The sequence below is a fragment of the Bradyrhizobium sp. LA6.8 genome (assembly GCF_040547935.1).
Classification (GTDB): domain Bacteria; phylum Pseudomonadota; class Alphaproteobacteria; order Rhizobiales; family Xanthobacteraceae; genus Bradyrhizobium; species Bradyrhizobium barranii.
In genome coordinates, this window is sequence record NZ_JBEPQQ010000005.1 from 396,482 (window position 1) to 422,019 (window position 25,538).

Below are 25,538 nucleotides of genomic sequence, written 5' to 3' on the forward strand. Positions count from 1 at the left end.
GATGTTCGATTATCGAACAAGTGTCCGTATTCCGAACTTGCCGCAACGATACGGCCGCGTTCATCGATTGGCAAGCGCGGGGCTAGCTCAGAAGGTCATCGATGAGATCTGCTCGGCGATCCGGTTGAGTTCGGGGAGAAAATGCTCCCTCATTTCGTTTCGCGTCGTACGGGTCGAGTGGGTCGACAGGTTGATGGCGCCGACGACCTGTCCGCTGCGATCGAGCACCGGCACGGCCAGCGCCCGCAGGCCGCGCTCGAGCTCTTCGTCGACAATCGAAAAGCGCTGGGCGCGATCGGCCCGGATGCGATCGAACAGGGCCTGTAGGTCGGTGATGGTTTGTGGCGTGTAGGCCTCGATGCGTTGCGACTTCAAACGCCGCCAGATCTCGGCTTCATCGAGATAGCCGAGCAGGATTCGCCCCAAGGCGGTGTGCAGCGCTGGCAGCCGGCTGCCGACCGAGAGGGCCGCCGACATGATGCGGCGGGCCGGCACCCGCGCGACATAGACGATGTCAATGCCTTGCAGGATCGCGGCCGAGCTGGATTCGCCGAGCCGTTCGCTGATCTCGCGCATCAAGGGCGTCGCACGATCGATCCAGCTCTGCGTCGAGAGGTAGGCGAAGCCGAGATCGAGGATCCGCGGCGACGGCGAAAACGTCCGGCCGTCCTGTTCGACATAACCGAGCTGGGTGAGGGTCCGCAGTACGCGGCGCGCCGTCGCCCGCGACAGATCGGCAACCTGGGCCGCCTCTGACAGGGTCATGGTCGGCCGCTGCTTGCCAAATGCGCCAAGCACCGCGAGGCCCTTGGCGAGCGTCGTCATGAATTCCTTGTCCTCGGGATCGCCGGTGCGTGACTTGGAAGGTTGCGTCATGAGGCGGCCTGTTGACTCCTTCAGGGCTCTGGCAGAGACTGGTCGACATACGAACCAATGTTCGAATATCGAACGCCGGCGCGTGTGTCAATCGATCGCACGATACGAATCCGGCGCATCCAGAGGGGAGGACGCGCAGATGACCCGCCAAGAGATCGGTTCGACTCATCGCCATTCGATCGACCGCCGCACGCTCCTCAAATACTCCGCCGCTACAGGCGCTGCGCTATCGATGGGAGCGGCGTCGCCGGCGATCGCGCAGACGCGTGCGATCAAGCTCGGCTATGTCTCGCCGCTCACCGGACCGCTCGCAGCCTTTGCCGAAGCCGACAATTTCATCATCGCCAATTTCAAGGAAGCGACCAAGACGGGCATCAAGATCGGCAATGCCACTGTGCCGGTCGAGGTCGTCGTAAAAGACAGCCAGTCGAATCCGAACCGCGCCGCATCGGTCGCAAAAGATCTGATCGTCCAAGACAAGATCGACCTGATGCTGGTCGCCTCGACGCCGGAAACGACGAACCCGGTCTCCACCCAATGCGAGATCGAGGAGGTGCCGTGCATCTCGACGGTGGCGCCATGGCAGCCCTGGTTCATCGGCCGTCAGGCCGATCCCGCCGGCGGGCCGAGCGCCTGGAAAGGCTTCAACTACACCTATCATTTTTTCTGGGGGCTCGAGGACGTGATCGCCGTCTTCACCAACATGTGGGGCCAGGTCGCGACCAACAAATCCGTCGGCGGGTTGTTTCCGAACGACGGCGACGGCAACGCCTGGGGTGACAAGGTCGTTGGCTTCCCGCCGGTACTGGATAAGGGCGGTTACAGGCTCATCGATCCCGGCCGCTATCAAAATCTCACCGATAATTTCTCCGCCCAGATCGGTGCGTTCAAGTCGGCCAAATGCGAGATCATCACCGGTGTGGTGCTGCCGCCGGATTTCACGACGTTCTGGAAGCAGTCTCTTCAACAGGGGTTCAAGCCGAAGGTCGCCTCCATCGGCAAGGCAATCCTATTTCCGGTCGCCGTCGAGGCGCTGGGCAGGGACGGCCATAACCTGTCCTCGGAGGTCTGGTGGTCACCGAGCCATCCCTTCAAGTCGTCACTGAACGGTATGAGCGCCAAGGATCTCGCGGGTGCCTATCAGGCCGCGACCGGGAAGCTGTGGACGCAGCCGATCGGCTTCATCCACGCGCTGTTGGAAGTCGCCGTCGACGTGCTGAAGCGCGCGCCCGATCGTGACCCCAAAGCGATCGCTGCGACCATCGCTGCGACCAATCTCGACACGGTCGTCGGCAAGGTGCAATGGGGCAGTGCAAATCTGCCGCCTTTCGCCGCCAAGAACGTCGCCAAGACTCCGCTCGTCGGCGGCCAGTGGCGGTTCACGGACGGCAAATATGATATCGTCATCACCGACAACAAGACGGCGCCGGCGATCCCCGTCGGAGGCCAGATGGAGGCGATCGCCTGATCCGAGCGACGCGTTGACATCTCATGCTGCTGGAAGTTGCCGGCCTGAAGAAAAACTTCGGCTTGATCACCGTCGCAGATGATCTTGATCTCCACGTCGGGTCGGGTGAGGCGGTCGGCATCATCGGACCCAACGGCGCGGGCAAGACCACGCTCTTCAACCTGATCGCCGGCGGCCTCTCGCCAACCGCCGGCAGCATTCGCTTCGACGGCAACGACCTCCTGGGCCTGCCGCCGCAACGGCGCTGCCGGGCCGGCCTCGGCCGCACCCACCAGATTCCTCAGCCATTCGAAAAACTCACCGTGCTTGAGAACCTCCTGGTCGGCGCGGTCTATGGCAGCCGCAGGACCGAGCGTGAGGCTGCACAGTCCTGTGGAGAAATACTCGAGCAGCTTGGCTTGCTCAGGCGAGCCAACGTGCTGGCGGGTTCGTTGACCCTGCTCGAACGCAAGCGACTGGAAATGGCGCGCGCCCTTGCGACCGCGCCAAAACTTCTGCTACTCGACGAAATTGCCGGTGGTCTGACCGAAGGCGAATGCGCCGAGCTCGTCGTCACCATTCACGACATCCGCAAGACCGGCGTCTCGATCCTTTGGATCGAGCATGTCGTGCATGCGTTATTTGCCGTGATCGATCGCCTGGTCGTGCTCAATTTCGGCCGCAAGATCGCGGACGGCGCGCCGAAGGAGGTGATGCAACGGCCCGACGTGCATCAGATCTATATCGGCATCGAGGCCTGACGCATGCCGCTCCTGGAAACATGCGAGCTCACGGCCTTCTACGGCGACTTCCAGGCGCTCTACGGCATCGATGCCATGCTGGAAAAGGGCGAGACCATTGCCATCATCGGCGCCAATGGCGCGGGAAAGTCGACCTTCCTGAAAGCCGTCGCGGGGCTCATTCAAGGCTCCGCCAACAGCGTCGTGCTCGATGGCGTGCCGATTGGTGCACGGCCCGCGTCCGAGATCGTCAAGCGCGGCATCGCGCTCGTGCCGGAGGGGCGGCGGCTGTTTCCCTCGCTTACCGTGGAGGAGAATCTTCTGATTGGCAGCTATGGCCATAAGAAAACCGGGCCCTGGACTCTCGATCGTGTCTATTCGCTGTTTCCAATCCTGAAGGAACGACGCGCCTCGGCGACGCCGACCTTGTCGGGCGGACAGCAACAGATGGCTGCGATCGGCCGCGCCCTGATGTCCAATCCGCGCATCCTCTTGTGCGACGAGATCAGCCTGGGGCTCGCACCGATCATCATCGCCGACATCTACGCAAGCCTTCCGCAGATCAAGGCGGAGGGCACCAGTGTCGTGCTTGTCGAGCAGGACATCGTGCAGACGATGAAGGTCGCCGATCGCGTCTACTGCTTCCAGGAGGGGCGCCTGTCGCTCACTGGTCGCCCACGCGAGCTGACGCGTGAGCAGATCCACCGCGCCTATTTTGGATCATGACATGACTGGCTGGCTCGACGCACTGATCCAGGGCGTGCTGCTCGGCGGCCTCTATGCCCTGTTTGCCACAGGACTGTCGCTGATGTTCGGCGTGATGCGGCTGGTCAATCTCGCCCATGGCGACCTCATCGTGCTCGCTGCCTTCACGATTCTTGTTGTCGCAAGCAAGCTCGGCCTCGATCCTTTCATCGCAGTTCTGGTCGCGATCCCGGTCCTGTTCGTCACAGGCTTCGCACTTCAGCACGTATTGTTGAACCGCGCACTCGGACGCGATTTGCTTCCGCCGCTGCTTGTCACCTTCGGTCTCTCGATCATCATCCAGAACGGGTTGTTGCAAATTTTTTCCGCTGACAGCCAGCGCTTGCGCTCGGGTGCGATCGAGACCGCCTCGATCCCGCTCGGCGGCGGCATCGCGGTCGGCGTCGTGCCGCTCTTGACGTTCGTGTCCGCGGTCGCCGTGATCCTGTTTCTCAATCTCATCTTCTACCGGACCCCGGTTGGCCGCGCCTTTCGCGCCACCTCCGACGATCTCGAAGTCGCGCAGCTCATGGGCGTCGATGTCAATCGCATCTTTGCTGTCGCAATGGGGCTTGCCTTCGTCGTGATCGCGATCGCCGCCCTCTACCTCGGCCTGCGGGCCAATTTCGATCCGACCATCGGCCCGGCACGGCTGCTCTATGCTTTCGAAGCCGTGATCATCGGCGGTCTCGGCAGTTTTTGGGGCACGCTCGCCGGCGGCATCGTGCTCGGGCTTGCTCAGACCATCGGTGCTCACATCGATCCCGAGTGGCAGATACTCGCCGGACATCTCGCATTCCTCGTGGTGCTGGCGGTGCGGCCGCGCGGACTGTTTCCGCGCGCACAGGATTGAATGCGATGGATGACGCCGCAGCTGGATCGACGCCGGCGTTCCGCATCGAGACGGCAGGCGGTTCCCCGCGCACGACTGCGGCGGGTGCCCTGATCCTTCTGCTCGCGCTGGTGCTGCTGCCGATCTTTGCGGGCCGCAACCTGATCCAGGACCTGATCTTTCTTTTCTATATGCTGGCGATGGCGCAGTGCTGGAATCTGCTGGCGGGCTATACCGGCCTGATCTCGGTGGGCCAGCAGGCTTTTGTCGGTCTCGGCGGCTACCTCCTGTTCGCGCTCACGCTCATCGCCGGCCTGAATCCCTTGCTGGCGATTCCGCTAGTGGGGCTCGCGTCCGCGCTGTTCGCGCTGCCGACCGCGTTGATCGTGTTTCGCCTGCGCGGCGCCTATTTCGCGATCGGCACCTGGGTCGTAGCCGAGGTCTATCGTCTCGTCTTCGCCCAGTTCAAGCCGCTCGGCGGTGGCACCGGAACATCGCTCACGCCGTCGGTCACGTCATCCGTGCTCGGCATCGAATGGGTCAAGACGTGGCTCGACGTGCGTATCCCGGCGGCGCGCGACATTGTCTCCTATTGGATAGCGCTGGCCCTGTTGGCCGGCACGCTCGCGGCGGTTTATTTCATTCTTAGATCGCGCCGCGGCCTGGCACTCGGTGCGATCCGCGATCACGAGGCCGCCGCCGCAGGCCTCGGCGTCGACATCTATCGGATCAAACTCGCCGTCTATGTCGCGACTGCCGCCATGACCGGCATGATCGGTGCGCTGATTTATCTCCAGAAGGCACGCATCTCACCGGATGCCGCCTTTTCGGTGCTGGACTGGACCGCCTATGTCATCTTCATCGTCGTCATTGGCGGCATCGGCACGATGGAAGGCCCTGTCATCGGCGCCATCATCTTCTATCTGCTGCAGCGCTATCTCGCCGATTTCGGCGCGTCCTATCTCATCATCCTGGGTACGCTCGGCATTATCATCATGCTGTTCGCGCCAAAAGGCATCTGGGGTCTGGTTGCCGAGCATTACGATCTGACGCTGTTTCCGACACGGCGCCGACTGATTGTCGGTGACCGCGGTGACCGCTAGATGTCCCTAGAGGCGGATTTGATGTCGCTTCCATTGTTCGTTACGCCGGTTCTCTTTGCGAGCTATGCTCCGCCGAGGATAGTCATCTGGCGCCGATATGAGGTTGCTTCTCTCGCGTCGGCATCGAAATTGGTTTGATCCAGCCAATCAGCGGAATACAACGTTCAAGGTCGGCCTCAGCGCCGGATCTGTCCCGCCTTATGCCCGGATGGAAAATCGGTCGAATGCCGTCAAGGTCTGCAAACGCGGCTCCACGTCCCGGAGATAGATCTCGGTCTTGAGAAACGCGATTTCATCATCCAGCTTGCTTTCGTCGACGTCGACGTACCACGACCGCGGCCTGCCATCGCTTCCGTCGCTCCAACGGTAGCCTCGACGTCTTAGAGCGTCTTTGAGCTCGAAAGGCGACTGCTCGGCCCACACTCGCATCGTCTTTTTGCGAGCCTGCTCGAGCAGGACGGCAAGCGCCGGTGCGCCGGTCGGCAGTTCGAGCGCGAGAATCTCCAGGAGGGCATGGCAATCGTCGACGGCTCTATGAGCCTGGTGAAAGAAGCCAGCGCCGTTCAGGAGGTAGCCCAGGCGCGAACCCTCGAAGCCGTGCTTCCGCCACTCCACCTCTGTCGCCGAGCAGCCCCAGGCCTTCCGTTGGAATACAGGCCAGTAACGCTCCGCGAATTTGCGATCGAAGCTCGCATTGTGGGCAATAACGATGACGGCGTCGTCCGCGAATGACGAGACGGCCGCTTCGTCGATCCGCTGCCCAGTGACCATCTCGTTCGTGATCCCCGTGGACGAGCTTTACTTCGGCGTTCGGCTCACAAGTGAGGAAGCCAAAGACGTCGGCTGTAACCTCGCCTTCCTTCGCCTTGCGCACTGAAGTCCAGTTCGTCCAGATGCCTCCGAATGCGAGCAGCGGGCGGCTCTCATCCGTAGCAAACCACGCGGGCACCTTCTTGCCGTCGATGGTGTCGTATTCGCTGAAGCTGGTGAACGGCACCAGACAGCGATTGTCTGGGCCGAGCCACCGCTTCCAATGCTTGCTGCTGGTGTTGCGGATGTTGGTCGTGCCACTGTCCGGCTCCAGCCGCAGCAGCTCCTTGAAGTCCACCGTCTTGCCTTTGGCTTCAAGTTTCTCTGCGCGTTTCCTGGTCGCATCCATGAGCGCCTGCGCCGAAGAAGGCATGCCCCAACGTGCCATGACGAGCTCGCGTCCCTCGGCCCCGTTGCGAACGATCGGCGCTGGGTAGTCCGGGAAGATGCCCGGCATCGACGGCAGGTTTCCAACGCGGCTGTTCAGCGCCCCGAACAAGCGGCGGATCGCATCTGCGTTTTTGGTCATCGAATAGAGATTGCACACGATCAGGTCTCCGGAACGGCCTGGCGGGAGCGCGATGCCAGTTGCAGAAGGGTGGCTGAGGGCCGGCGGCCGGCCTTGCTACATTTGCTGCAACGAAGGCGGCTCGCCAAGTCATGGACGAATGTGGTCGGTGGATGGCGCAGCGCCGCGAGGTCGACGTCTCGCCGGGTTTTGCACCGCGAGCACTCGATCTCAAGCCAGGCGTAACCGCCGTTGATGGCCTGATCGACGGTCGGCGATGGGTCGATCGGTCCTCCGTCGGCCCACATCTTCTCATTCCACGATTCGCAGAGCAGCTTGTCGGCCTGCCGGATGAGGGTCTCGCCCTTGGCGCGGGCTTCGGCAGACTGGCCAGCGAGAATCGTCGTCATCGTGCGCGCTCTCCCCAATTCCTTGGTGAGCGCCTTGCGGTCGCCGCCGCTGAGCGGCGTCGGGTGATGCTTCGGTGCCATGGCAGCATCCAGTTCTGGCCGCGCCGGCGACTACTCGAACGCAGGCCAGCAGCCGTCTTCCTCGTGGCGCCCGGTCCGCTGCGTGCAGGTATGGTCCAAGACTCGCCGCCCGACGTCCTTCCAGAGCGCCTCCCGACCATAGAGGCAGACGGCATCGACCTTCTGAATCTCGACGACCTTGGCGCAGCGCCGGCACCCCACCCTCAGAATATGTTGAGGAATTTGGCTCAGCGGCAGCGCTCCTCCAGATGGGCCCGACCGGCTCTCTGCGCGAGGGTCGTCCTAGAGCGCCTGCCAGTATTCCGGCGGCAGATCAGCTTCCGGAGCCAATCCGGGCTCCCGAGGCACGTTTCTACCGGCGAAAGCGGCCATCTTATCCATCTCCTTCAGGTTCGGCATGAGCCAGCTCGCGGGTCGGTCCGTCATGCCTCAATAGAACATAACAGGAACAAAAGAGTCGATAGCCGGCGTGAAAAATATCCTCTTGGAGCCCGTCCATGCTGTCGGAACCATGCCCTCCCGTTCGTCTTGAATCCGAGCCGTCCCGAGCTGGAGTTCTGCGTAACATGGCCCCGAGAGCCAACTGGAAAGGCTTCTTGCGTCTGTCGCTCGTCACCTGTCCGGTGGCTCTCTACCCGGCGACATCGGAATCCGAAAAGATCTCGTTCAATCAGCTCAATCGAGCGACCGGTCACCGGATCAAATACGTGAAGGTCGACGCCGATACCGGTGACGAGGTCGCGAACGAGGACATCGTCAAGGGCTACGAACTCGACAAGGGACAGTACATCGAGGTCACCAAGGAGGAACTCGATGAACTGGCGTTGGAGTCGACCCGGACCATCGAAATCGATGAGTTCGTCGACAGGTCCGATATCGACCCGCGCTACTTGATCCGACCCTACTATCTGACGCCGGATGGCAAGATCGGCCACGACGCCTTCGCAGTGATCCGCGAGACCATCCGCGAAATGGACAAGGTCGCGATCGGCCGAGTCGTGCTGACAAACCGCGAGCACATCATCGCCCTCGAACCTATGGATAAGGGGCTCGTTGGCACGCTGCTCCGCTATCCATATGAGGTGCGCAATGAGCAGGAGTATTTCGACGAGATCCAGGACGTCAAAGTCACCAAGGACATGCTCGATCTCGCAAGGCACATCGTCAACCAGAAGACCGGCACGTTCGACCCAGGGAAATTCGAGGATCACTACGAGACCGCGCTCGTTGACCTGATCAACCAGAGGCGGGCAGGCAAGACCATCCGCCCGAAGGAGCGGCCCAAAGGCGAAAACGTGGTCGATCTGATGGAGGCGCTGCGGCAGAGCGTCGGTCGGGAGGCTGCGCCGGCGAAGGCAGTAAAGCCCGCAAAGAAGCCGCGCAAGGCGGCGGCGGGCCAGAAAGAGATGCTGATGACGATCCAAGGCAAGAAGCCGGTGAAGGAAGCTGCGGCGAAGAAACCCGTGACGGGTCAGCGGCGGAAGTCGGCTTAGGCGGTTGATGTCCGGGGCACCGCGGTGCATCAGGAAGCCGCGGCCCAACGCGCGATAAAGTGCTTCGAACGGACGCTTCGATGACCTTCACCATCGGCATCATCTCGGATACGCACGGCCTGCTCAGGCCGGAGGCCCTTTGCATGCTGGCCCATGTCGACCACATCATTCACGGCGGCGACATCGGCGATCCCGAGATCATCACCGCGCTGCGGAGAATTGCCCCTGTCACGGCGATCAGAGGGAACGTGGACACGGGCGAGTGGGCCACCGAATTTGCCGGGACCGAGTTCGTGCGGCTCGCCGGACGTTTATTCTACGTTCTGCACGACCTCAACACCCTGCAGGTCGACCCCGTAGCTGAGGGCATTGATGTCATTGTTTCGGGCCACTCCCACGTGCCGAAGATCAATACCGTAGACGGCTTGCTCTACCTGAATCCCGGCAGTGCTGGGCGCCGACGCTTCAAGCTACCGATCACGCTTGCGCGCCTCGAAATCGCTGCCGACGGTCTGAAACCAATCATCCACGATCTGGATGTTGGATAGGCCGCGCCGCCGCACGTCCAGTCAGGCAAAGCTTTCGGAGCCGTTTCGGCCACTGAGCCACAGGCCGCGTCCATAGGCAGCGCCAGATGGGGAGATCGAGCTGAGGCTCGACATCGTCGTTCACCAGCGTTTGCAGCGATGACAGCGACACGCCCAGAAGGCGAACCGACTTCGGGAAGGGCATCTCGGCCTGCAGCAGGCTATCGCCAAACTCTCCAAGTTGTCCCGGCTCGGCCGCGCAGAAGAGGATCGTCCCACAGGAACTGTCTGGACGCGACGATGGTCGTTCATTGGAGCGTATTGGATCACACCGCCGCTTGGGATGTTGATCGTCGAGCGCGAGGAGGCGTGGGCGAGGTTAGCTCGTCGTCAATGAACTCCATGCGATCCTTACCCCAGAACATTTGCTCTCCGACAAAGAAGGTCGGCACGCCAAACACGCCGCGTTCAAGTCCCCGGTCGGTTTCTGCGATTAGTTCGTCCTTGATCTCATCGCTCTCGACCAATCGCTCAAATTCAGCCGGATCTACGCCCAGCTCGACAGCGATCGGCGTGAGCCCGGCAAGCTCCCCGACGGACGCGTCGTTTCGCTCCCAATAGGCCGCAAAGATCTTCTCCATGAATTCCCATTCCTTGCCCAGGCGGCGCATCGCAAGCGCACCTCGCAGGGCCGGACTCGTCTTCATCGGGAATTTCGTAGGCATTTGGAAAGGCAGATTGTAGCGCCTGGCCCACCTCATCAGATCGATTTTGCGTGAGCGCAGCTTGACTTTTGGTTCCTCCATCAGGACGTAATTCTGTTTTCGAAAAACGTATCCGAGATTAAAGGGGTGGGGTACCACCGTTGCATCGTGCTTCTTCGCAACGGGCTTGATCAGATGGAGGGCAAAATAGCTGTTGGTGCTACCGAGGTCCCAATAGAATTCAATGATCTTTCCCACGAGGGTGTCTCCGCTTGCTTATCTTGTCGCTTTATCGTCTGAGGGAATCTCAGACCCGGCGAACTGTTTGTTTCCAAAGAGATTGTCCCACGCAGCTCCTGTCGGCGGCTTCTTGTTCTTTTCAAACCGTTCCTTCAGTACCGCCAGACCGCGTTGCACAGCAGGACGCGCCCGAACTTCGGTGTACCACCGCTGTACCGAGGGATAGCTCTCGAGCTCCTGCCCCTGAAACTTGTGGGATCGCAGCCATGGATAGGTCGCCATATCGGCTATGGAGTATTCGCCGGCGAGGTACTCGCTTTCTGAGAGTCGCCGTTCCAGAACGCGGTACAGCCGCGCCGCTTCCGAGGTAAAGCGATCTACGGCGTAGGGGATTTTTTCCTTCGCGTACTCTCTGAAGTGGTGCGCCTGGCCAAGCATCGGTGCCATACTCGCGGCCTGGAATGAGAGCCACTGCAGCACCTCGTAACGTTCCTTCACGTTGGCCGGCATAAAGCGGAAGCCGCTTTTTTCAGCCAGGTACATCATGATCGCGGCAGACTCGAACAGCGCGTATGGTGTTCCGTCCGGGCCGCTTGGGTCGACGATCGCCGGAATCTTGTTGTTCGGGCTGATCTTCAGGAATTCCGCGCTGAACTGCTCCCCTTTGCCGATATGCACGGCTTCAACTTCATAGGGAAGCCCGAGCTCTTCGAGCAGAATCGAGATCTTGTACCCGTTCGGGGTCGGCCAGAAATAGAGCTTGATCAATCCAGGCTCCTCCATTCGTGTTCTGCCGGCACGTTAGGCACCAGGATTGGCACAGTCCAAGACGATGAACGACATAATTCAGTCGTGAAACGACTTGGCGACATGCGGTCTGACAGGTCGCAAGTCGTCTTGATCAAGTTGCCGTCCGTATTGGACCAGGCCGCGGTCGCGACCTATGCCTAGGCAATCACATGCTGCGAACGGGAGCGCTAGAAATGACCACGAGCGGTGCCTTGCCAATGCTTTCGGGCCTCAAGGTCATTGACATCACGCAGTTCGTCGCCGGCCCGACGGCATCGCGCGTCCTTGCGGAGCTGGGGGCGGACGTCATCAAGGTGGAACTTGCGCCCTACGGCGATCGATCGCGTGTCCAGGGTGTGAAGCCAAAGGAGGCGCCCGAGAACGCAGCTCCCTACAGCACCTACTTTTTTCAGCATAACCATTCCAAGCGCGGAATCGCGCTGGATTTCAAGAACGAGCGCGCACGGGAGATTCTGAAGGGCATGATCTCGAAGGCTGATGTTCTCGTTGAGAACTTCAGCCCAGGTGTGATGGCCCGTGCAGGGTTGTCGTATGAGGAGCTCAAGAGGCTGAACCCTGGTTTGGTAATGTGCTCCATTTCTTTTGCTGGTCAGACTGGCGAATTGAGCGAGAAGCCCGGATATGACTACATCGGACAGGCATACGCCGGGGTCACGGGGATGATCGGCGAGGCCGATGGCAGTCCGGCCCTGGTCACCATGGCAATTGGGGATGTGTCAACGGGCATGTCGGCTGCGTTGGCAATTGTCACGGCGCTGTTCCACCGCGAGCGGACCGGCGAGGGGCAGCATGTCGAGAGCTCCCTGCTGGACACCTACTTCCACATGCATGAAGCAAGCATTCCAAGAGTGTCGAAACTAGGCAATGAATATGTTCAGCGGCGCACGGGATCGCAGCATCCGGACGGCGGTCCCACGGGCATCTTCAAATGTGGAGACGGCAAGTACATAACCTTGATGTCTCTGGCGCATCAGTGGCCGCAGCTGGTTCAGGCTCTTGAATTGCCCGAGCTGCTGGACGATCCCCGCTTTGCGAGCGCGAGTGCCAGGCGAAAGAACAATGATCAACTAAAGGATATTCTTGAAGGCTGGCTTGCGTCGGTCGGTCCGCGCGACGAATGTCTTAAGAGGCTGGAAAAGCGCCGGATCCCCGTCGCGCCGGTGCTGGATCTGAATGACGTGATCGAGCTCGATCATCTGAAGTCACGGAAGACAGTGCGAACGGCAATTGACCCCCTGTTGGGCGAGTTCAAGATACCTGGAATGCCTGTCCGTTTTTCGAGCTGGCAACCCCCATCGCGTCTCGCGGCGGCGCGGCTTGGCGAGCACAACGCCGACGTGCTTCGGGAATATGGCCTGTCGGACGCCGAGATTGCCGACCTGCATGACAAGAAGATCTTTGTCAGGGATAAAGCGCTCGGCTAACGAGGCCTGCGTGTACGCCGGACCTTTTCGATGGCTTCCGTGGCGTCGCCACCCGACGCGGGGGCCGATGTCTTTGGCCTCAGCCGTGAAGCTTGCTGGAACAGGTGCCGGACGAGAGAAGACCGATCGTCCCAGCGTTTGGCGAGCCACACCGCGGTCTGAGCCTTGGGATCCCGGAGCGGTAAAAACTTCAGGCCGTCCAGTGAAAGTCGCCTGAGGGATTCGGGCAAGACCGAAATACCCATTCCCGCCGCGACCAGGCCCATCATCGTCGGCGTTGCATTTGCCTCCTGCACTACGTTTGGAGTGAAGCCGGCGTCCCTGCATAAGTCGACTATCTTTTGATAGAGCCCGCTGCCGATTGATTTGGCGTAAAGCACCATCGGCTCTGGCGCCAGGTCGGCCACGGTCAGGTCGTCCGGCCTTGAGGCCAATGGATGGTCCAGTCGCATGACGGCCATCAGTCGTTCGCGTGCAATCTCGATCGACTGGATCGAGGCAGGCTTGGGCTGCAGTGGCCGGACAAAGCCGAGGTCGAGGCGACCATCAAGAATTGCGTCCACCTGCTGATAAGTTGGCATCTCCTGAAGGACGAGGTCGACGTCAGCGTGCTTCGTTCGGAAGTCGAAAATGAGCTTCTGAAATCCTTCGACGAACGGTGCAGATCCGAAAAAGCCGATCTTGACCTCGCCCAGCTGACCGCGATGGATCCGCTCGGCTCGCACCGCCGCGTTCTCCACGCGTTCGAGGACTTCATGGGCTTCTTTCAGGAAGAGCTTGCCGGCATTCGTCAGTTCTACGCGTCTGTTCGATCGCTCGAAAAGGCGGGCACCTATCTCCCGCTCCAGCGCGAGAATCTGCTGGCTCAGCGGGGGCTGCGAGATACCGAGGCGGTTTGCTGCTTTACCGAAATGAAGGTCTTCGGCAACCGCGACAAAATAGCGTAAGTGCCTCAATTCGATGTTCATCCGAACAACGTATCAGAAAAATCAGTATCTCAAAGGAGGATACAGCATTCGTTGTACATATCGAACGTGAGCTAATTGGTATTGGACGCTTGAGGGCCCTCTCGCGAAAGTGACCGCGTTGTGTTTGAGGGGTGAGCAGTGGTCTCCGAAGAAAGGCTTTCCAACGCGTCGAGCGTTGCCGAAGGAAAGAAGCCGCCCATTCTTCGCGGCGTTCGCGTCCTCGATCTCAGCCGGTTCTTGTCCGGGCCGCAAGCTACCCTGTTCCTGGCCGGAATGGGCGCGGAGGTCATCAAGATTGATGAGCCGCGGGGAGGTGACCCGACCTTCACGGCGCCTCCATATTTCGGGCCTCACGGGGTCGCGCTCGACCGTCGGTCGTCGGAGGATCTCGGAATCGCCTATCTGAAGAGAGCGCGAGGGAAGAAGTCGATAAGTCTGGACCTTAAAAGTGCCGAGGGCCGCGAGGTCTTCCTTAAGCTCGTTCGAGAAGCCGACGTACTCGTGGAGAATTTCAAGGTTGGGGTCACAGCGCGGCTTAACATTGAGTACGAGACGCTTCGCGCCACCAATCCTCAGCTGATCTACTGCTCGATCACTGGTTATGGATCCACGGGGCCTGAGCGTCACCGCAAGGCGTTCGATTTGATGGTGCAGGCTGCAACCGGCATGATGAGCATCACGGGCGATCCTGCCGGACAGCCGAGCAAAACCGGTGCATCCTTGTCCGACGGCATTGCGGGAACATTCGCTCTCGCCGGCATTCTTGGTGCCCTTTACCAAAGGCACGAAACGGGTCTCGGGCAATTCATCGATGTGTCGATGGCGGACTGCCTGCTTTCCCTCATTTTCGACGAGCCCTTCGACTGTTATGGCGATCTCGGGCTCGCCCATCGCCAGGGCAACCGTATCGCAAGGTTCTCGCCGTTCAACACGTATCGAGCGGCGGACGGGGCGGTAGCCATCGGCGCCGGAACAGGCGCCGACTGGACCAGGCTGCTGAAGACCATGCAGCGCGCGGACCTTCTTGGTGTGCCCGAATTCATGGATCCCGGTTGGCGTATCGAGAATAACGCGCAGGTTGATGCGGTCGTAGGACAGTGGGCGGCATGTCTTCCAGTTGACGAGATCATCAGGCTCCTGGACGAGGCAGACATTACATGCGGTCCGATCAGGACAATTGAGGATGTAGTCGCCTGGGATCAGTTGCGGGTGCGAGGCATGCTGAAGCCGGTTCGCAATCCACATGTGCCGGGAGCCGAAGGCCCGCTCGCCGCGGGGTTCCCCCTGAAATTCAGCGAAGCGGATGCTACGCACGACCCGCGCGTACCGGTGCCGCGCGAGCACAACGCTGAAATCTACGAAGGGCTCCTCAAGTTGTCGAGGGAGCAACTTGCAGGATTAACCAGGGCGGGGATCGTCTAGTTCAGGATCGACAACGCCGAAGAAGTTGAGAACAAAAGTCGAAAGGGGAAGCGCATGGCGAGATCGATATCGGACCCGGAAAGTTGCTTCTCAAAGGCAGCTCGGCGCGTTCTCGCCCCAGATAGATCCATGCCGTCGACGCGATGTCAGCAGCAGGGATACTGGAGCGGGATATTGAGGATAATGCCCTCGGCGCTCGTATCATTGTGCCTCGTCGTGGAGGCGGCCGCTGCGCAATCATATCCGAGCCGCGCGATTACAATGATAGTCCCTTATGCGGCAGGGGGACCAACGGACACCGTTGCGCGAGTTGTCGCCGACGCGATGGGCCGCGATCTGGGACAACGAGTGATCGTCGAGAACGTCGCTGGGGCAGGAGGCACGATCGGGACGACGAGGGCGGCAAGATCGGATCCGGGCGGATACACGCTGCTTCTCAATCATATCGGAATGGCAACCGCGCCGACCCTCTATCCCGGATCCGTCGACCCACTTGCATCTTTCGAATTCGTTGGACTGGTTGCAGATGTGCCGATGACGATTGTGGCCCGACGGTCGTTTCCTCCGAACTCTCTGAAGGAGTTGATTGACTACACTGCCGAGCAAGGGGAGAGGATTACGTACGCGCATGCGGGAGCCGGAACGGCATCGCATATCTGCGGCGTCCTGTTTGCATCTGAAACGGGAGCCCGGCCGATCACCATTCCTTATAAGGGGACCGGACCCGCAATGATCGACCTGCTCGGTGGACAAGTCGATTTCATGTGCGATCAAACGACCAATACGACCAATCAGATTCAGTCGGGAGAGATCAAAGCTTATGCAGTGACCACCTCACGTCGGATACCCGCGTTGTCCAACGTTCCGACCGTCACCGAAGCAGGTCTCGCTAAGATGGAACTGACGGTATGGCATGGAATCTACGCTCCCAGGGGAACGCCACCCGAGGTGACACAAAGGCTCACGTCGGCGCTAAAGACTGCTCTCCTCTCCAGTGCTGTTGTCGAGCGATTTCGCCAGCTCAGCGCGCTCCCGGTTCGAGCGGAGAACGCTTCACCGGATGCCCTCAAGGCGAAGCTTACAGCGGAGATCCAGCGCTGGAAGCCCATGCTCGATAAAGAGGCGGCTAGATGACGGACAGGTGCGCCGCAGGGCCTTGGCGGGTCGTCTAGCGCCGCTCAAACGACGAATAAAAACGTAACCAAAGACGCAAGAGGAAACATAAGTGATCACGCGAAGAGGTTTCGCGGTCGGGATAGCTGCGGCCGCAATTTCATCCCCGTTTGTCCAATCTGCACGAGCGTCCGATGCTCAACGGCTGAGATGCTCTCTCGACTCGCCTTTGCACCATGCGAGGACGACGGCGATCACCGACTTCTTTCAGTCTCTTGAGATGCGCTCAGAAGGGCGGATTAAAGGCGAGGTATTCCACAGTGGCCAGCTGTTCTCCGATGCAGATGTTGTCAAGGCATTGGTACAAGGGCAAGTCGAGATGGCCGTTCCAGGCACATGGATATTGACCTCGGTTCTTTCGGATGCAGATTTCCTGAATCTCCCCTCGCTCTATGGGCGCGACATCGGCGCAATACATCGTCTCGTCGACGGTAAGGCCGGAGAGAATCTCAATCGGCAGATCGGAAAGAAACTCAGGTCGGAGGTCGTCGGCCAATGGTTGGATCTTGGCTTCTTTAACTGGTACACGACGCGGCGCCCGCTGAGCTCTCGCATCGTTGAATGGTGCCAAGATCCGTAACTCAGGCGGCGTGGGTCAGGCTTGGCGAGCCCGGTTCGTGGGGGCAATTCCGAATACGACGCCGCTCCCGAACGTGCCGCTCGCGTTGTCTCAGGGAACTTTCGACGGTATTGCGACAACGAACGAGACTGTCGCCAGCATGAAGCTGTGGGATGCCGGGATTCGCTTTGCGCTCGAGGACCATCAGTTCCTCGGCGTTTACGTTCCCATCGTGAGCAACGCCTTTGCTGATAAACTCTCGGCTGCGGATAGAGAACTTTTCAAGACAGTGTGGGCGGAAAAGATAGGGCAGTATCGTACCGATATGGCCGAAGCCCAGGCTGCGGCCCACGAAACGCTTGTCAAGAACGGCGTTTCCATTGTTACGCCGTCCACAGCGGACAACGATGCCGCGCGTGCGAAGATGATGGAGCATCACAGCGAAGTAGCCGCCGCATTGAAGATTTCGCCGGAATTTCTCCAACTCGTTATGGCCGAAATCAATGAAAAGTAGTCGTGATTGGGTTGCGTTGGCTCGCGTCGAAAAATGGTGCAGCTGGCTGGAGCAGGTGGTTGTCGGGGGGCTGGGACTGGCCGCTCTGGCGTTCGGCGTCATCCAGGTGATCGGTCGTTATGTCACTCCGCACCACGCCATGTCCTACGCCGAGGAGGCGATCGTATATCTCCTCGTGTGGGCGGTCATGATTACCTCGAGCCAGCTGGTCCGGCGCAACGCGCATGTGAGATCAGATCTCGTGTTGCGTCTGCTTTCGCAGGGTCAGCAACGCGTGCTCGAGATATTTAACTGTGTCGTCGCGCTGTTATTCCTGATCGGTCTCTCCTGGTTTGGATGGCAGGTGGTGGAGACATCCCTGCTGCTCGACGAACGCAGCTCGAGCGTGCTGCAATTCCCCATGTGGGTTTACTATGCAGCTCTGCCCACCGCGGGCGTGCTGATGACGGTCAGATATCTGGTGCGGCTGGTCACTTTCCTGTTCTTCTACGAGAGCTCGCTCCTGAGCGCTGGACATATCCCCCAGCATGAATCCACTCTGCTTGCCGGCGACGGCGAAATCCAAGCGGTTCGAACCTGATGCCCGTCGCTGTATTCTTCGTCACGTTTTTCGGTCTGCTCGCGTCGGGTCTTCCGATCTTTCTGGTCCTCGGCATCTGCGCGGCTGCTCTATTCGCGATTTCGTCTCAGCCGCTGATCGGAACGGCGCAGCTGATCGTGGATCATCTGAACTCGCCAACCTTGATGTCGCTCCCATTATTCGTGATGGCCGCGACATTCATGCGGGTGGGAGGTGTCGCGCAGGCGCTGGTCAACCTTGCGGTGGCGTGGTTGGGGGGATTTCGGGGGTCACTCGGAATCGTTACGGTCGTTTCGTGCACGCTCTTTGCCGCTATCTGCGGATCGAGCGTCGCAACGGCGCTGGCTATGGGAACGATCCTGCTACCCGCGATGATCGAGCGCGGTTATCCGCGGTCGTTTGCTCTGGGCGTAATCGGCGCCTCGGGGACAATCGGAATTGTGGTACCGCCAAGCCTCGCGCTGATTCTTTACGGGATCGTCGCAGACCAATCCGTACCTCGGCTGTTCGTGGCGGGAATTTTGCCGGGCCTGCTGCAGGCTGCGGCCTTTATTCTCTGGGTCATGTATGACGCCAGGCGTCGCAATTTTCCAACAGAGCCGGCCATACCCTTTCGGGACCGGGTCCGAATGACCCTTCACGCCGTTCCCGCACTGACGGTGCCGGCGATCGTCGTGGTGGGCATCTATGGTGGCCTCGTGACAGTTACGGAAGCAGCCGCCTTGTCCGCGGTGACGGCCATGGCCGTTTCGCTCCTCTACTATCGGGGGTTTCGTTGGGATCAGACTCTTTCAGTGGTCGCGGAGGCGATGCGTAGTGCAGCCGCGATCATGTTGATCGTCGCCAGTGCGTTGGCTTTCGGTCATTGGGTAGCGGAATCGGGCCTGCCTGACCGGTTGGTTACCTTCACCCTTTCCAAAGGATTCTCGACCTGGGAGTTTCTACTGGTCATAAACATCCTGCTGCTCGTGCTTGGATGCTTTCTCGAGGTGATGGCGACGCTCTTGCTCATTCTGCCAATACTGGCTCCCGTGCTGAAGCCGTTGGGTGTGGACCCGATCCATTTTGCGATCATTTTTACCCACAATATGGAGATCGGACTGATTCATCCTCCGGTCGGACTTAATCTATTTGTGCTGGCGACGATCTCAAACGCTCCGGTCGGCGAGGTGATCAGGGGAATATTGCCATTCCTGATCCTTTTGTTGATTGTTCTTGCGATTATCACCTACCTTCCGTCCTTAACGATGTTCTTGCCCAACTACATATTTGGTTGAGGACGGGTGCTGGAGCGGTAGCAGGGACTTGCCAGCTACAATGCAGAGGACGGCACGTGACCGTGGTGCGGCGGCAGGGCTCTCTATAGAGTCGTGGTGTGGAACGGGTTTTGCTCGAGCTGTGGACGTCTCATTGCGGCATCGCCTGGATCGGGCTGCCCGGGCAGCATGGATATTGCCTCGGCTCTCTGGTTGTGTCGCAACCCGACGACGCGAACTCAACGATTCCAAGTTCGGCGGCAGGCCGGACTGGCCATCCATTGATCGCATCATCTATCCGATTGTTTCGCCAGGTTTGCGAGTTAAGCGGGAAGGGCGGTAGAGTTAGCGCAAAGCAGGAACGAGCTTATTCGCGCTTACGCCTTACCAGCTACATCGGTCACGCGCTGACCGCAGCGAAAGTGTCAGCACTGCAAGACTGGTCCAGACCCTGGGATTAACTGGACATTCGGCGCTTGCGGCTCTGCTTATGAGTTCGTCGCGGATAACGGTTCGTCGACTGCCACATCCCGACACCTGTCCGAGCCTCCCATTCGTCGTTGAATGCACGGCTACCTGCGCGTGTACGCCGCTATCCCGCTCTTCGCCGGCACATCGTCTTCGGCCAGAGTGGGGGCTCTGGATGGGCGTGAAGCGTGGCAGGCAGTTCGACTGCTCCGCGCGCCTTCGGACTTCACTTCAATCGCCTGGCAAGTCCCATCGCATTCGGGTGTGCTGAACTCATCGCGGAATGCCTGTCCGCGCCGAACGTCCAGGTGATGGCTCAGGCAGTCTTCCAGCCTATCGAACATGAGTTAACGCGTATTGGACTGTTGATGCGGCCAGGGTGACAGTGATGCCACGTTCTGACGTCGATGCCATCGTTTACGCGACGCAGCTCAACCGCGCGCAATGTGGATCAGCTCAGCAACTCATGATCGGAATGCTGGCTTTATCCTCGACAACGTGGGCGCCGGGAAGGCCGCAATAGAGGCCGTCGCCTTCGGGCGAGCTCGGTGTTCCTCCCTGGCTCTGTGTTCCTCCCTGACTGTCCCGCCTCTGAAGAGGCGGGACTTTTTTTCAAAAGTACCTCGTCCATAAGGCCATGACATCATCCAGGGGCGGTCAAAGAGCTGAGGGAATGCTCTCGGCTCTTCTTCTGCACGACACCTATTCCGGAGTTCGGCCCGAATGCTGATCAGTGGGTCGCGACCGGTGCACGTATCGTGACCAACTCCTCCGCTGCCGTGGGGTGCACGGCGAAGGTGGCGTCAAAATCAGCCTTGGTCGCATTCATTTTCACCGCAATTGCGATCCCCTGAATGATTTCGGCGGCGTTGTCACCAACGATGTGACAACCGAGCACGCGGTCGCTCACACCGTCGACCACGAGCTTCATCAGCACGCGGGTGTCGCGGCCGGACATCGTCGCCTTGATCGGGCGAAAGTCGGTCTTGTAGATGTCGACGCGGCCGAACTGCGCCCGCGCCTGTTCCTCCGTGAGGCCGACGGTGCCGACCTCGGGCTGCGAGAACACTGCGCTCGGGATCGACGCATGATCGACCTGCACGGGCCGCTTGCCGAACACGGTATCGGCGAAGGCATGACCCCCGCGGATCGCGACCGGGGTCAGATTGGTGCGGTGGGTGACATCGCCGACCGCATAGATGTTGTCGACCGAAGTCTTCGACCAGTCATCGACTTGGATTCCGCAATTGGCTGGATTGATGGCGACGCCGGCGGCCTCGAGCCCGAGATGGGCGACATTGGGATGCCGGCCGATCGCGAACAGCACCTGGTCGGAGGCGATGCTCGAACCATCAGACAGATGCGTGGTGAGGTCACGGCCGTGCTTGTCGACCTTCGCCACCGTGCAGCCGGTGATGATGGTGATGCCCTTCTTCTGCATCTCGGCGCGCACATGCTTGCGCACGTCCTCGTCGAAGCCGCGGAGGATGTTCTCGCCGCGGTAAATCACGGTCACATCGGAGCCATAGCCATTGAAGATGCAGGCGAATTCCAGCGCGATGTAGCCGCCGCCCTGAATCACGATCCGCTTGGGCAACTCCTTGAGGTGAAACGCCTCGTTCGACGAGATTACGTGCTCGATGCCGGGAACGGCCGGTCCATGATTGGGCGCGCCGCCAGTCGCGATCAAGATGTATTTCGCGGTGACCTTCTCGCCGGTGGTGAGGCGGACCGTGTGGGAATCCTCCAGCACCGCGCGGGTCTTCGCGATCGTGACGCCGGACTTCTCGACATTGTTGGTGTAGGCGAGCTCGAGGCGAGCGATCTCCTTGTCCTTGTTGGCGATCAGAGTCGTCCAGTCGAACGAGACCTGACGAATGGTCCAGCCAAAACCTGCGGCATCCTCGATCTCGTCAAGGACATGACTGCCGATCACGAACAGCTTCTTCGGCACGCAGCCGCGGATCACACAAGTGCCGCCTATGCGGTACTCTTCGGCGATCATAACCCTGGCACCATAGCCGGCGGCGACGCGGGCGGCGCGTACCCCACCGGATCCACCGCCAATGACGAACAAATCGGTATCGAAATTAACCATGAGAACCTCCAGCGTTGAGTGAAGATGGCCTCCGGATCAAGTGATCGAATTTCCGGAGACATTGTTTTGACGGACCTCGGAGTGTCAGGTCGCTCCGGAATTGCCTCCGAGAGGGAAGTCGAATGCAAACCCGCAAATCCGGTCACCGCGCCACAATTGTTGAGGCAAGCGACGGCACCTGGGGCGTGAGCGAAGACGCGAATGACGTTGCCAGGAATCATGACCTCGTCAGGCTTGTCCGCGCGGCGCTATGGCCGAGACGCGTTAGTCCAGGACGGGCGGTAACTCGATGAAGATGACTTGCTAAAAGCCAAAAATCTAAGTCGTTAGACGTCTGAAATGTGTCTTTGATCGTCTTGGAATGCCGGTGCTGCCTGGCCTACGGTTCATCCTACAGAGAACGGTATCGGCAGTTCGCATAGCGATGTCGAGCTGGATTGCATCTAGCCAATAGCAGAGAAGCTGAAAATGGACCGACCGTCGCGACTGGGACATTCGTTGTCTGAGGCTGGTGCCGGGCTCGAGGTCAGGTCGCACATTCAGTGGGATGACCCGTTCCTGCTTGAGCGGCAGCTCACTGAAGACGAGCGAATGATCCGCGACACCGCGCGGGCGTATGCGCAGGAAAAGCTGCTACCTCGTGTAACCGAGGCCTATCTGGACGAGAACACTGATCGGGAGATATTCCGGGAGATGGGGGAGCTAGGGTTAATCGGTGTCACATTTCCGGAAGAGTATTGTTGTGCCGATGCCGGATATGTGTCCTACGGGCTGGTGGCTCGCGAGATCGAGCGTGTCGATTCCGGCTATCGCTCGATGAACAGTGTGCAGTCGTCGCTCGTGATGTATCCGATCTATGCCTATGGCAACGAGTTTCAACGAACCAAGTATCTCCCGAGGCTCGCGACGGGTGAATGGGTCGGCTGCTTCGGGCTGACGGAACCTGACGCGGGATCCGATCCGGGCGGGATGAAGACGCGTGCCGAAAAAGTCTCGGATGGCTACCGGCTGATCGGCTCGAAGATGTGGATCTCGAACTCTCCCATCGCGGATGTCTTCGTCGTCTGGGCGAAGTCGGCGGCTCACGACAATCAGATTCGCGGGTTTATCCTCGAGAAGGGGATGGCGGGCCTTTCAGCACCGAAGATCAAGGGCAAGCTCTCGCTTCGTGCCTCGATTACAGGCGAGATCGTGATGGACGGCGTGGTGGTTCCCGAATGCGCGCTTTTGCCCAACGTCTCCGGTCTCAAGGGGCCTTTCGGCTGTCTCAACCGGGCGCGCTACGGCATCTCGTGGGGTGCGATGGGGGCTGCGGAAGACTGCTTTCATCGTGCGAGGCAATACGTCCTTGACCGCAAACAGTTCGGCCGGCCGCTCGCGGCCACTCAACTGGTGCAGAAGAAACTCGCCGATATGCAAACTGAAATTGCGTTAGGTTTGCAGGCGTCCTTGCAGGTGGGGCGCCTGATGGATTCGGGGCAGATGGCCCCGGAGATGATCTCCATTGTCAAACGCAACAATTGCGGCAAGGCACTCGACATTGCGCGCGTTGCCCGCGACATGCACGGTGGCAACGGGATCTCCAGCGAATTCCAGGTCATGCGTCATGCCCAGAATCTGGAGACGGTGAACACCTACGAAGGCACCCACGACGTGCATGCGCTCATTCTGGGGCGCGCTATCACAGGTCTTCAGGCCTTTTCGTGAATAGCCTGACGGGACCGTCTGCTAACCATTTGGGATCTGAAGGATGACACCAGGCAAACGGGAGATAGCTAGCGAAAGCGTGTCGGGTAAGCCAGCGAGCGTCTAAACCGTGTGGCGCTGCTCGCGTTGCACCAAAAAATTATCACCTCGGCGTCCTTTCCGGTGATTAAACGAGGGGAGAAGCTCGTCATGAAGAATACGTTACGCGGCGCGGATGTTGTTGCACAGTCGCTGCAGCGTTTGGGTTGCAAAAGAATATTCACCCTATCGGGCAACCATATCATGTCGGTCTTCGACGCGGTTCTGGAGACGGACATCGAATTGGTACATGTCAGACATGAAGCGGCGGCAGTCCACATGGCTGACGGATGGGGACGCCTTACCGGGACTCCTGGCATCGCAATGGTAACCGGCGGCCCGGGACATGTGAACGCTGTAGGAGCTCTTTTCGCAGCGCGCGCGGCGGAGTCGCCGATGGTGCTGCTCTCAGGGCACGCTGCCACGTGGGAACTGGGGCGAGGTGGCTTCCAGGAGCTTCGACAGGCAGAAATGGCCGCGCCGGTCACCAAAGCCTCGTGGACCGCAACGTCCACAGCTACGCTCGGCCAGGACATCGCAAGGGCGATACGGATTGCAAGGGAGGGCCGGCCTGGCCCGGTACATATCAGTGTGCCTTCCGACCTGCTTGATGAGGTGATAGACGCGAGCGCGATCTCATGGCCGCAAGTGCAAGCAGAAGTGGCGGCGCCAGACCTTCCGCCGGCAATCGCCGACAGCGTGATCGCTGCCATCCACTCGGCCAGACGACCGATCATCTTTGCGCCACCTCAACTCTCGAACGCTGGCGGTCGGGCTCTTCTTTCCGATCTGGAGGCGGCAACAAATGCGCCAGTCGTCATACTGGAAAGTCCACGAGGGCTTGCCGATGCCGGTCTCGGCGCCTTTCAGGACTTGATCACCAAAGTCGATCTGGTGGTGCTCCTGGGTAAAGCGCTTGACTTTACTACGCGTTGGGCAGCCGCGCCTGACTATCGGAGCGGCGTGCGCTTGATCGCCATCGACCCCGAGGCGGCGCTGGCGGAGCGCGCCATGAAGGAAGCAGGCGATCGGCTCATCGTCGGGTGCGTGGCGGACGTCAAACTCGCAGCAAGGACGATTATCGCACGGGCCGCATTCTCGGAGCCTCGCGGCAAGGAGTGGCTCAGGGAAGCTCGCGCGGCGATCGACAATCGGCCCGCTGAATGGGCTTCCGTCGTTTCCTCGAAGCCGGGCCGGTTGCATCCGGCGGAGCTTTTACGCACGTTGCGACCTTACGTCGAACGCTGCGATGATGCAGTCCTCGTCTGCGACGGCGGCGAGATCGGTCAGTGGGCGCAGAGCATCCTGCCGTTGCGCCAGAGAATGATTAATGGAGTGTCCGGGTCAATCGGAAGTTCGCTGCCACTGGCTCTATCGGCCCGCTACTTTGAACAGAACGCGCCAATATTCGTCGTACTCGGCGACGGAACGATCGGCTTCCATCTGGCAGAGTTTGAGACCGCAGTCAGGCGGAGTTTGCCGTTTGTTGCCATAGTAGGCAATGACGCGTGTTGGAATGCCGAGAGCCAGATTCAATTCAGAACTTACGGCGCTGACCGGATGCATGGTTGCGATCTGACGCCCGCACGCTACGACCTTGTTGTGGCAGCGCTAGGTGGTCATGGAGAATTCGTGGAACGAATGGAGGATCTGGCCGCTGCAATCGAGCGCGCGCTTGAGAGCGGCAAACCCGCTTGCATCAACGTCATGATCGAAAGCGTAGGGGCGCCGAATATTCGATTGACTGAGAACGATCGGCTGCGTTGAGACGCCTTCATCGCCGCTGGAAATGTCAGTGCCCGAATTTGCGGAACGGTACATTGCCTGGTGATGACGGGCAGCTATTCAACCGCGAGCGGTGCATGTCCCTTTCGAGATCCGGGTGGGCTCGTAAGGTCCTATGCACGACACTTGGAAAGGGCACGGGGGCCACTTTGTCGTCGGCGACGCCATGACCTTGCGGCAA

The 25,538-nt window shown here is 59.9% G+C and carries 23 protein-coding genes and 3 pseudogenes; 16 read left to right on the forward strand and 10 right to left on the reverse strand.

Features of this window, described 5'->3' with window-relative positions; genetic code table 11:
* Positions 1–87: 87 nt before the first annotated feature.
* Positions 88–876 (reverse strand): IclR family transcriptional regulator domain-containing protein, encoded by a 789-nt coding sequence (locus ABIA90_RS25575; RefSeq protein ID WP_259258668.1) that lies wholly within the window; start codon positions 874–876, stop codon positions 88–90.
* Positions 877–1,015: 139 nt separating this feature from the next.
* Here ABIA90_RS25575 and ABIA90_RS25580 point away from each other — a divergent pair, with 139 nt between their 5' ends.
* The 5 genes from ABIA90_RS25580 to ABIA90_RS25600 are packed head-to-tail and all read left to right on the forward strand — an operon-like array spanning position 1,016 to position 5,742.
* Entirely contained in the window at positions 1,016–2,344 is a 1,329-nt protein-coding gene (locus ABIA90_RS25580) for an ABC transporter substrate-binding protein (RefSeq protein WP_259258667.1), read from the forward strand.
* Positions 2,345–2,367: 23 nt separating this feature from the next.
* Positions 2,368–3,084 (forward strand): ABC transporter ATP-binding protein, encoded by a 717-nt coding sequence (locus ABIA90_RS25585; RefSeq protein ID WP_354119710.1) that lies wholly within the window; start codon positions 2,368–2,370, stop codon positions 3,082–3,084.
* A gap of 3 nt (positions 3,085–3,087) precedes the next feature.
* Positions 3,088–3,789 (forward strand): ABC transporter ATP-binding protein, encoded by a 702-nt coding sequence (locus ABIA90_RS25590; protein ID WP_354119709.1) that lies wholly within the window; start codon positions 3,088–3,090, stop codon positions 3,787–3,789.
* Between the two features lies 1 nt (position 3,790).
* Entirely contained in the window at positions 3,791–4,660 is an 870-nt protein-coding gene (locus tag ABIA90_RS25595) for a branched-chain amino acid ABC transporter permease (RefSeq protein WP_259258664.1), read from the forward strand.
* A 5-nt stretch (positions 4,661–4,665) separates the two neighbouring features.
* Positions 4,666–5,742 (forward strand): branched-chain amino acid ABC transporter permease, encoded by a 1,077-nt coding sequence (locus tag ABIA90_RS25600; RefSeq protein ID WP_259258663.1) that lies wholly within the window; start codon positions 4,666–4,668, stop codon positions 5,740–5,742.
* Between the two features lie 198 nt (positions 5,743–5,940).
* On the opposite strand, the gene ABIA90_RS25605 is transcribed toward ABIA90_RS25600, so the two are convergent.
* From ABIA90_RS25605 to ABIA90_RS25620, 4 genes and pseudogenes are all read right to left on the reverse strand, one after another.
* Positions 5,941–6,513 carry a 3'-5' exonuclease gene (locus ABIA90_RS25605; protein ID WP_354119708.1) on the reverse strand — a complete coding sequence of 191 codons (573 nt, stop codon included), beginning with the start codon at positions 6,511–6,513 and terminating at the stop codon, positions 5,941–5,943.
* A gap of 16 nt (positions 6,514–6,529) precedes the next feature.
* Positions 6,530–7,099 (reverse strand): annotated as a pseudogene (locus ABIA90_RS25610) (SOS response-associated peptidase); the annotation flags it as partial.
* 2 nt (positions 7,100–7,101) lie between these two features.
* A complete protein-coding gene (locus ABIA90_RS25615; RefSeq protein WP_354119706.1) occupies positions 7,102–7,551 on the reverse strand; it encodes a hypothetical protein in 450 nt (149 codons plus the stop codon).
* Positions 7,552–7,581: 30 nt separating this feature from the next.
* Positions 7,582–7,977, reverse strand: a pseudogene (locus tag ABIA90_RS25620) (hypothetical protein).
* A gap of 140 nt (positions 7,978–8,117) precedes the next feature.
* Between ABIA90_RS25620 and ku the strand changes: the two are divergent.
* Together ku and ABIA90_RS25630 are read left to right on the forward strand one after the other, a co-directional pair.
* Positions 8,118–9,044, forward strand: coding sequence for a non-homologous end joining protein Ku (ku, locus tag ABIA90_RS25625; RefSeq protein ID WP_354119705.1), 927 nt, complete (start codon positions 8,118–8,120; stop codon positions 9,042–9,044).
* Positions 9,045–9,124: 80 nt separating this feature from the next.
* The gene (locus ABIA90_RS25630; RefSeq protein WP_354119704.1) at positions 9,125–9,592 is read left to right on the forward strand and encodes a metallophosphoesterase family protein; all 468 of its coding nucleotides are present in this window, start codon (positions 9,125–9,127) and stop codon (positions 9,590–9,592) included.
* 85 nt (positions 9,593–9,677) lie between these two features.
* On the opposite strand, the pseudogene ABIA90_RS25635 reads toward ABIA90_RS25630, so the two are convergent.
* The 3 genes and pseudogenes from ABIA90_RS25635 to ABIA90_RS25645 all read right to left on the reverse strand — a co-directional run.
* Positions 9,678–9,791 (reverse strand): annotated as a pseudogene (locus tag ABIA90_RS25635) (DNA polymerase IV); the annotation flags it as partial.
* 106 nt (positions 9,792–9,897) lie between these two features.
* On the reverse strand, positions 9,898–10,533 hold the full coding sequence (locus ABIA90_RS25640; protein WP_283017360.1) for a 2-hydroxychromene-2-carboxylate isomerase: 636 nt from the start codon (positions 10,531–10,533) through the stop codon (positions 9,898–9,900).
* Positions 10,534–10,551: 18 nt separating this feature from the next.
* Positions 10,552–11,283 (reverse strand): glutathione S-transferase family protein, encoded by a 732-nt coding sequence (locus ABIA90_RS25645; RefSeq protein WP_354119703.1) that lies wholly within the window; start codon positions 11,281–11,283, stop codon positions 10,552–10,554.
* A gap of 215 nt (positions 11,284–11,498) precedes the next feature.
* Between ABIA90_RS25645 and ABIA90_RS25650 the strand changes: the two genes are divergently transcribed.
* Complete coding sequence (locus ABIA90_RS25650; protein WP_354119702.1) at positions 11,499–12,749, forward strand: CaiB/BaiF CoA transferase family protein; 1,251 nt, start codon at positions 11,499–11,501, stop codon at positions 12,747–12,749.
* Here the strand turns inward: ABIA90_RS25650 and ABIA90_RS25655 are convergent.
* The gene (locus ABIA90_RS25655) at positions 12,746–13,717 is read right to left on the reverse strand and encodes a LysR substrate-binding domain-containing protein (protein WP_354119701.1); all 972 of its coding nucleotides are present in this window, start codon (positions 13,715–13,717) and stop codon (positions 12,746–12,748) included. The two genes, ABIA90_RS25650 and ABIA90_RS25655, sit on opposite strands and share 4 nt — an antisense overlap.
* A gap of 138 nt (positions 13,718–13,855) precedes the next feature.
* On the opposite strand from ABIA90_RS25655, the gene ABIA90_RS25660 reads away from it, so the two are divergent.
* The 6 genes from ABIA90_RS25660 (at position 13,856) to ABIA90_RS25685 (ending at position 19,242) form a co-directional block, all read left to right on the forward strand.
* On the forward strand, positions 13,856–15,139 hold the full coding sequence (locus ABIA90_RS25660; RefSeq protein WP_354119700.1) for a CaiB/BaiF CoA transferase family protein: 1,284 nt from the start codon (positions 13,856–13,858) through the stop codon (positions 15,137–15,139).
* A gap of 183 nt (positions 15,140–15,322) precedes the next feature.
* Positions 15,323–16,273, forward strand: coding sequence for a tripartite tricarboxylate transporter substrate-binding protein (locus ABIA90_RS25665; RefSeq protein ID WP_354119698.1), 951 nt, complete (start codon positions 15,323–15,325; stop codon positions 16,271–16,273).
* 91 nt (positions 16,274–16,364) lie between these two features.
* Positions 16,365–16,892 carry a type 2 periplasmic-binding domain-containing protein gene (locus ABIA90_RS25670; protein WP_354119697.1) on the forward strand — a complete coding sequence of 176 codons (528 nt, stop codon included), beginning with the start codon at positions 16,365–16,367 and terminating at the stop codon, positions 16,890–16,892.
* Between the two features lie 10 nt (positions 16,893–16,902).
* The gene (locus ABIA90_RS25675) at positions 16,903–17,385 is read left to right on the forward strand and encodes a type 2 periplasmic-binding domain-containing protein (protein WP_354119945.1); all 483 of its coding nucleotides are present in this window, start codon (positions 16,903–16,905) and stop codon (positions 17,383–17,385) included.
* A gap of 16 nt (positions 17,386–17,401) precedes the next feature.
* Positions 17,402–17,965: a TRAP transporter small permease gene (locus ABIA90_RS25680; protein WP_354119696.1), complete on the forward strand. Its 564-nt coding sequence runs from the start codon at positions 17,402–17,404 to the stop codon at positions 17,963–17,965.
* The gene (locus ABIA90_RS25685; RefSeq protein ID WP_354119695.1) at positions 17,965–19,242 is read left to right on the forward strand and encodes a TRAP transporter large permease; all 1,278 of its coding nucleotides are present in this window, start codon (positions 17,965–17,967) and stop codon (positions 19,240–19,242) included. Before ABIA90_RS25680 ends, ABIA90_RS25685 begins: the two co-directional genes overlap by 1 nt.
* 1,177 nt (positions 19,243–20,419) lie before the next feature.
* Here ABIA90_RS25685 and gor read toward each other — a convergent pair.
* Positions 20,420–21,787 (reverse strand): glutathione-disulfide reductase, encoded by a 1,368-nt coding sequence (gene gor / locus ABIA90_RS25690; protein WP_354119694.1) that lies wholly within the window; start codon positions 21,785–21,787, stop codon positions 20,420–20,422.
* Between the two features lie 468 nt (positions 21,788–22,255).
* Here gor and ABIA90_RS25695 point away from each other — a divergent pair, with 468 nt between their 5' ends.
* A complete protein-coding gene (locus tag ABIA90_RS25695; RefSeq protein ID WP_354119693.1) occupies positions 22,256–23,494 on the forward strand; it encodes an acyl-CoA dehydrogenase in 1,239 nt (412 codons plus the stop codon).
* A gap of 111 nt (positions 23,495–23,605) precedes the next feature.
* The gene (locus ABIA90_RS25700) at positions 23,606–25,339 is read left to right on the forward strand and encodes a thiamine pyrophosphate-binding protein (protein WP_354119692.1); all 1,734 of its coding nucleotides are present in this window, start codon (positions 23,606–23,608) and stop codon (positions 25,337–25,339) included.
* Positions 25,340–25,538: the final 199 nt, after the last annotated feature.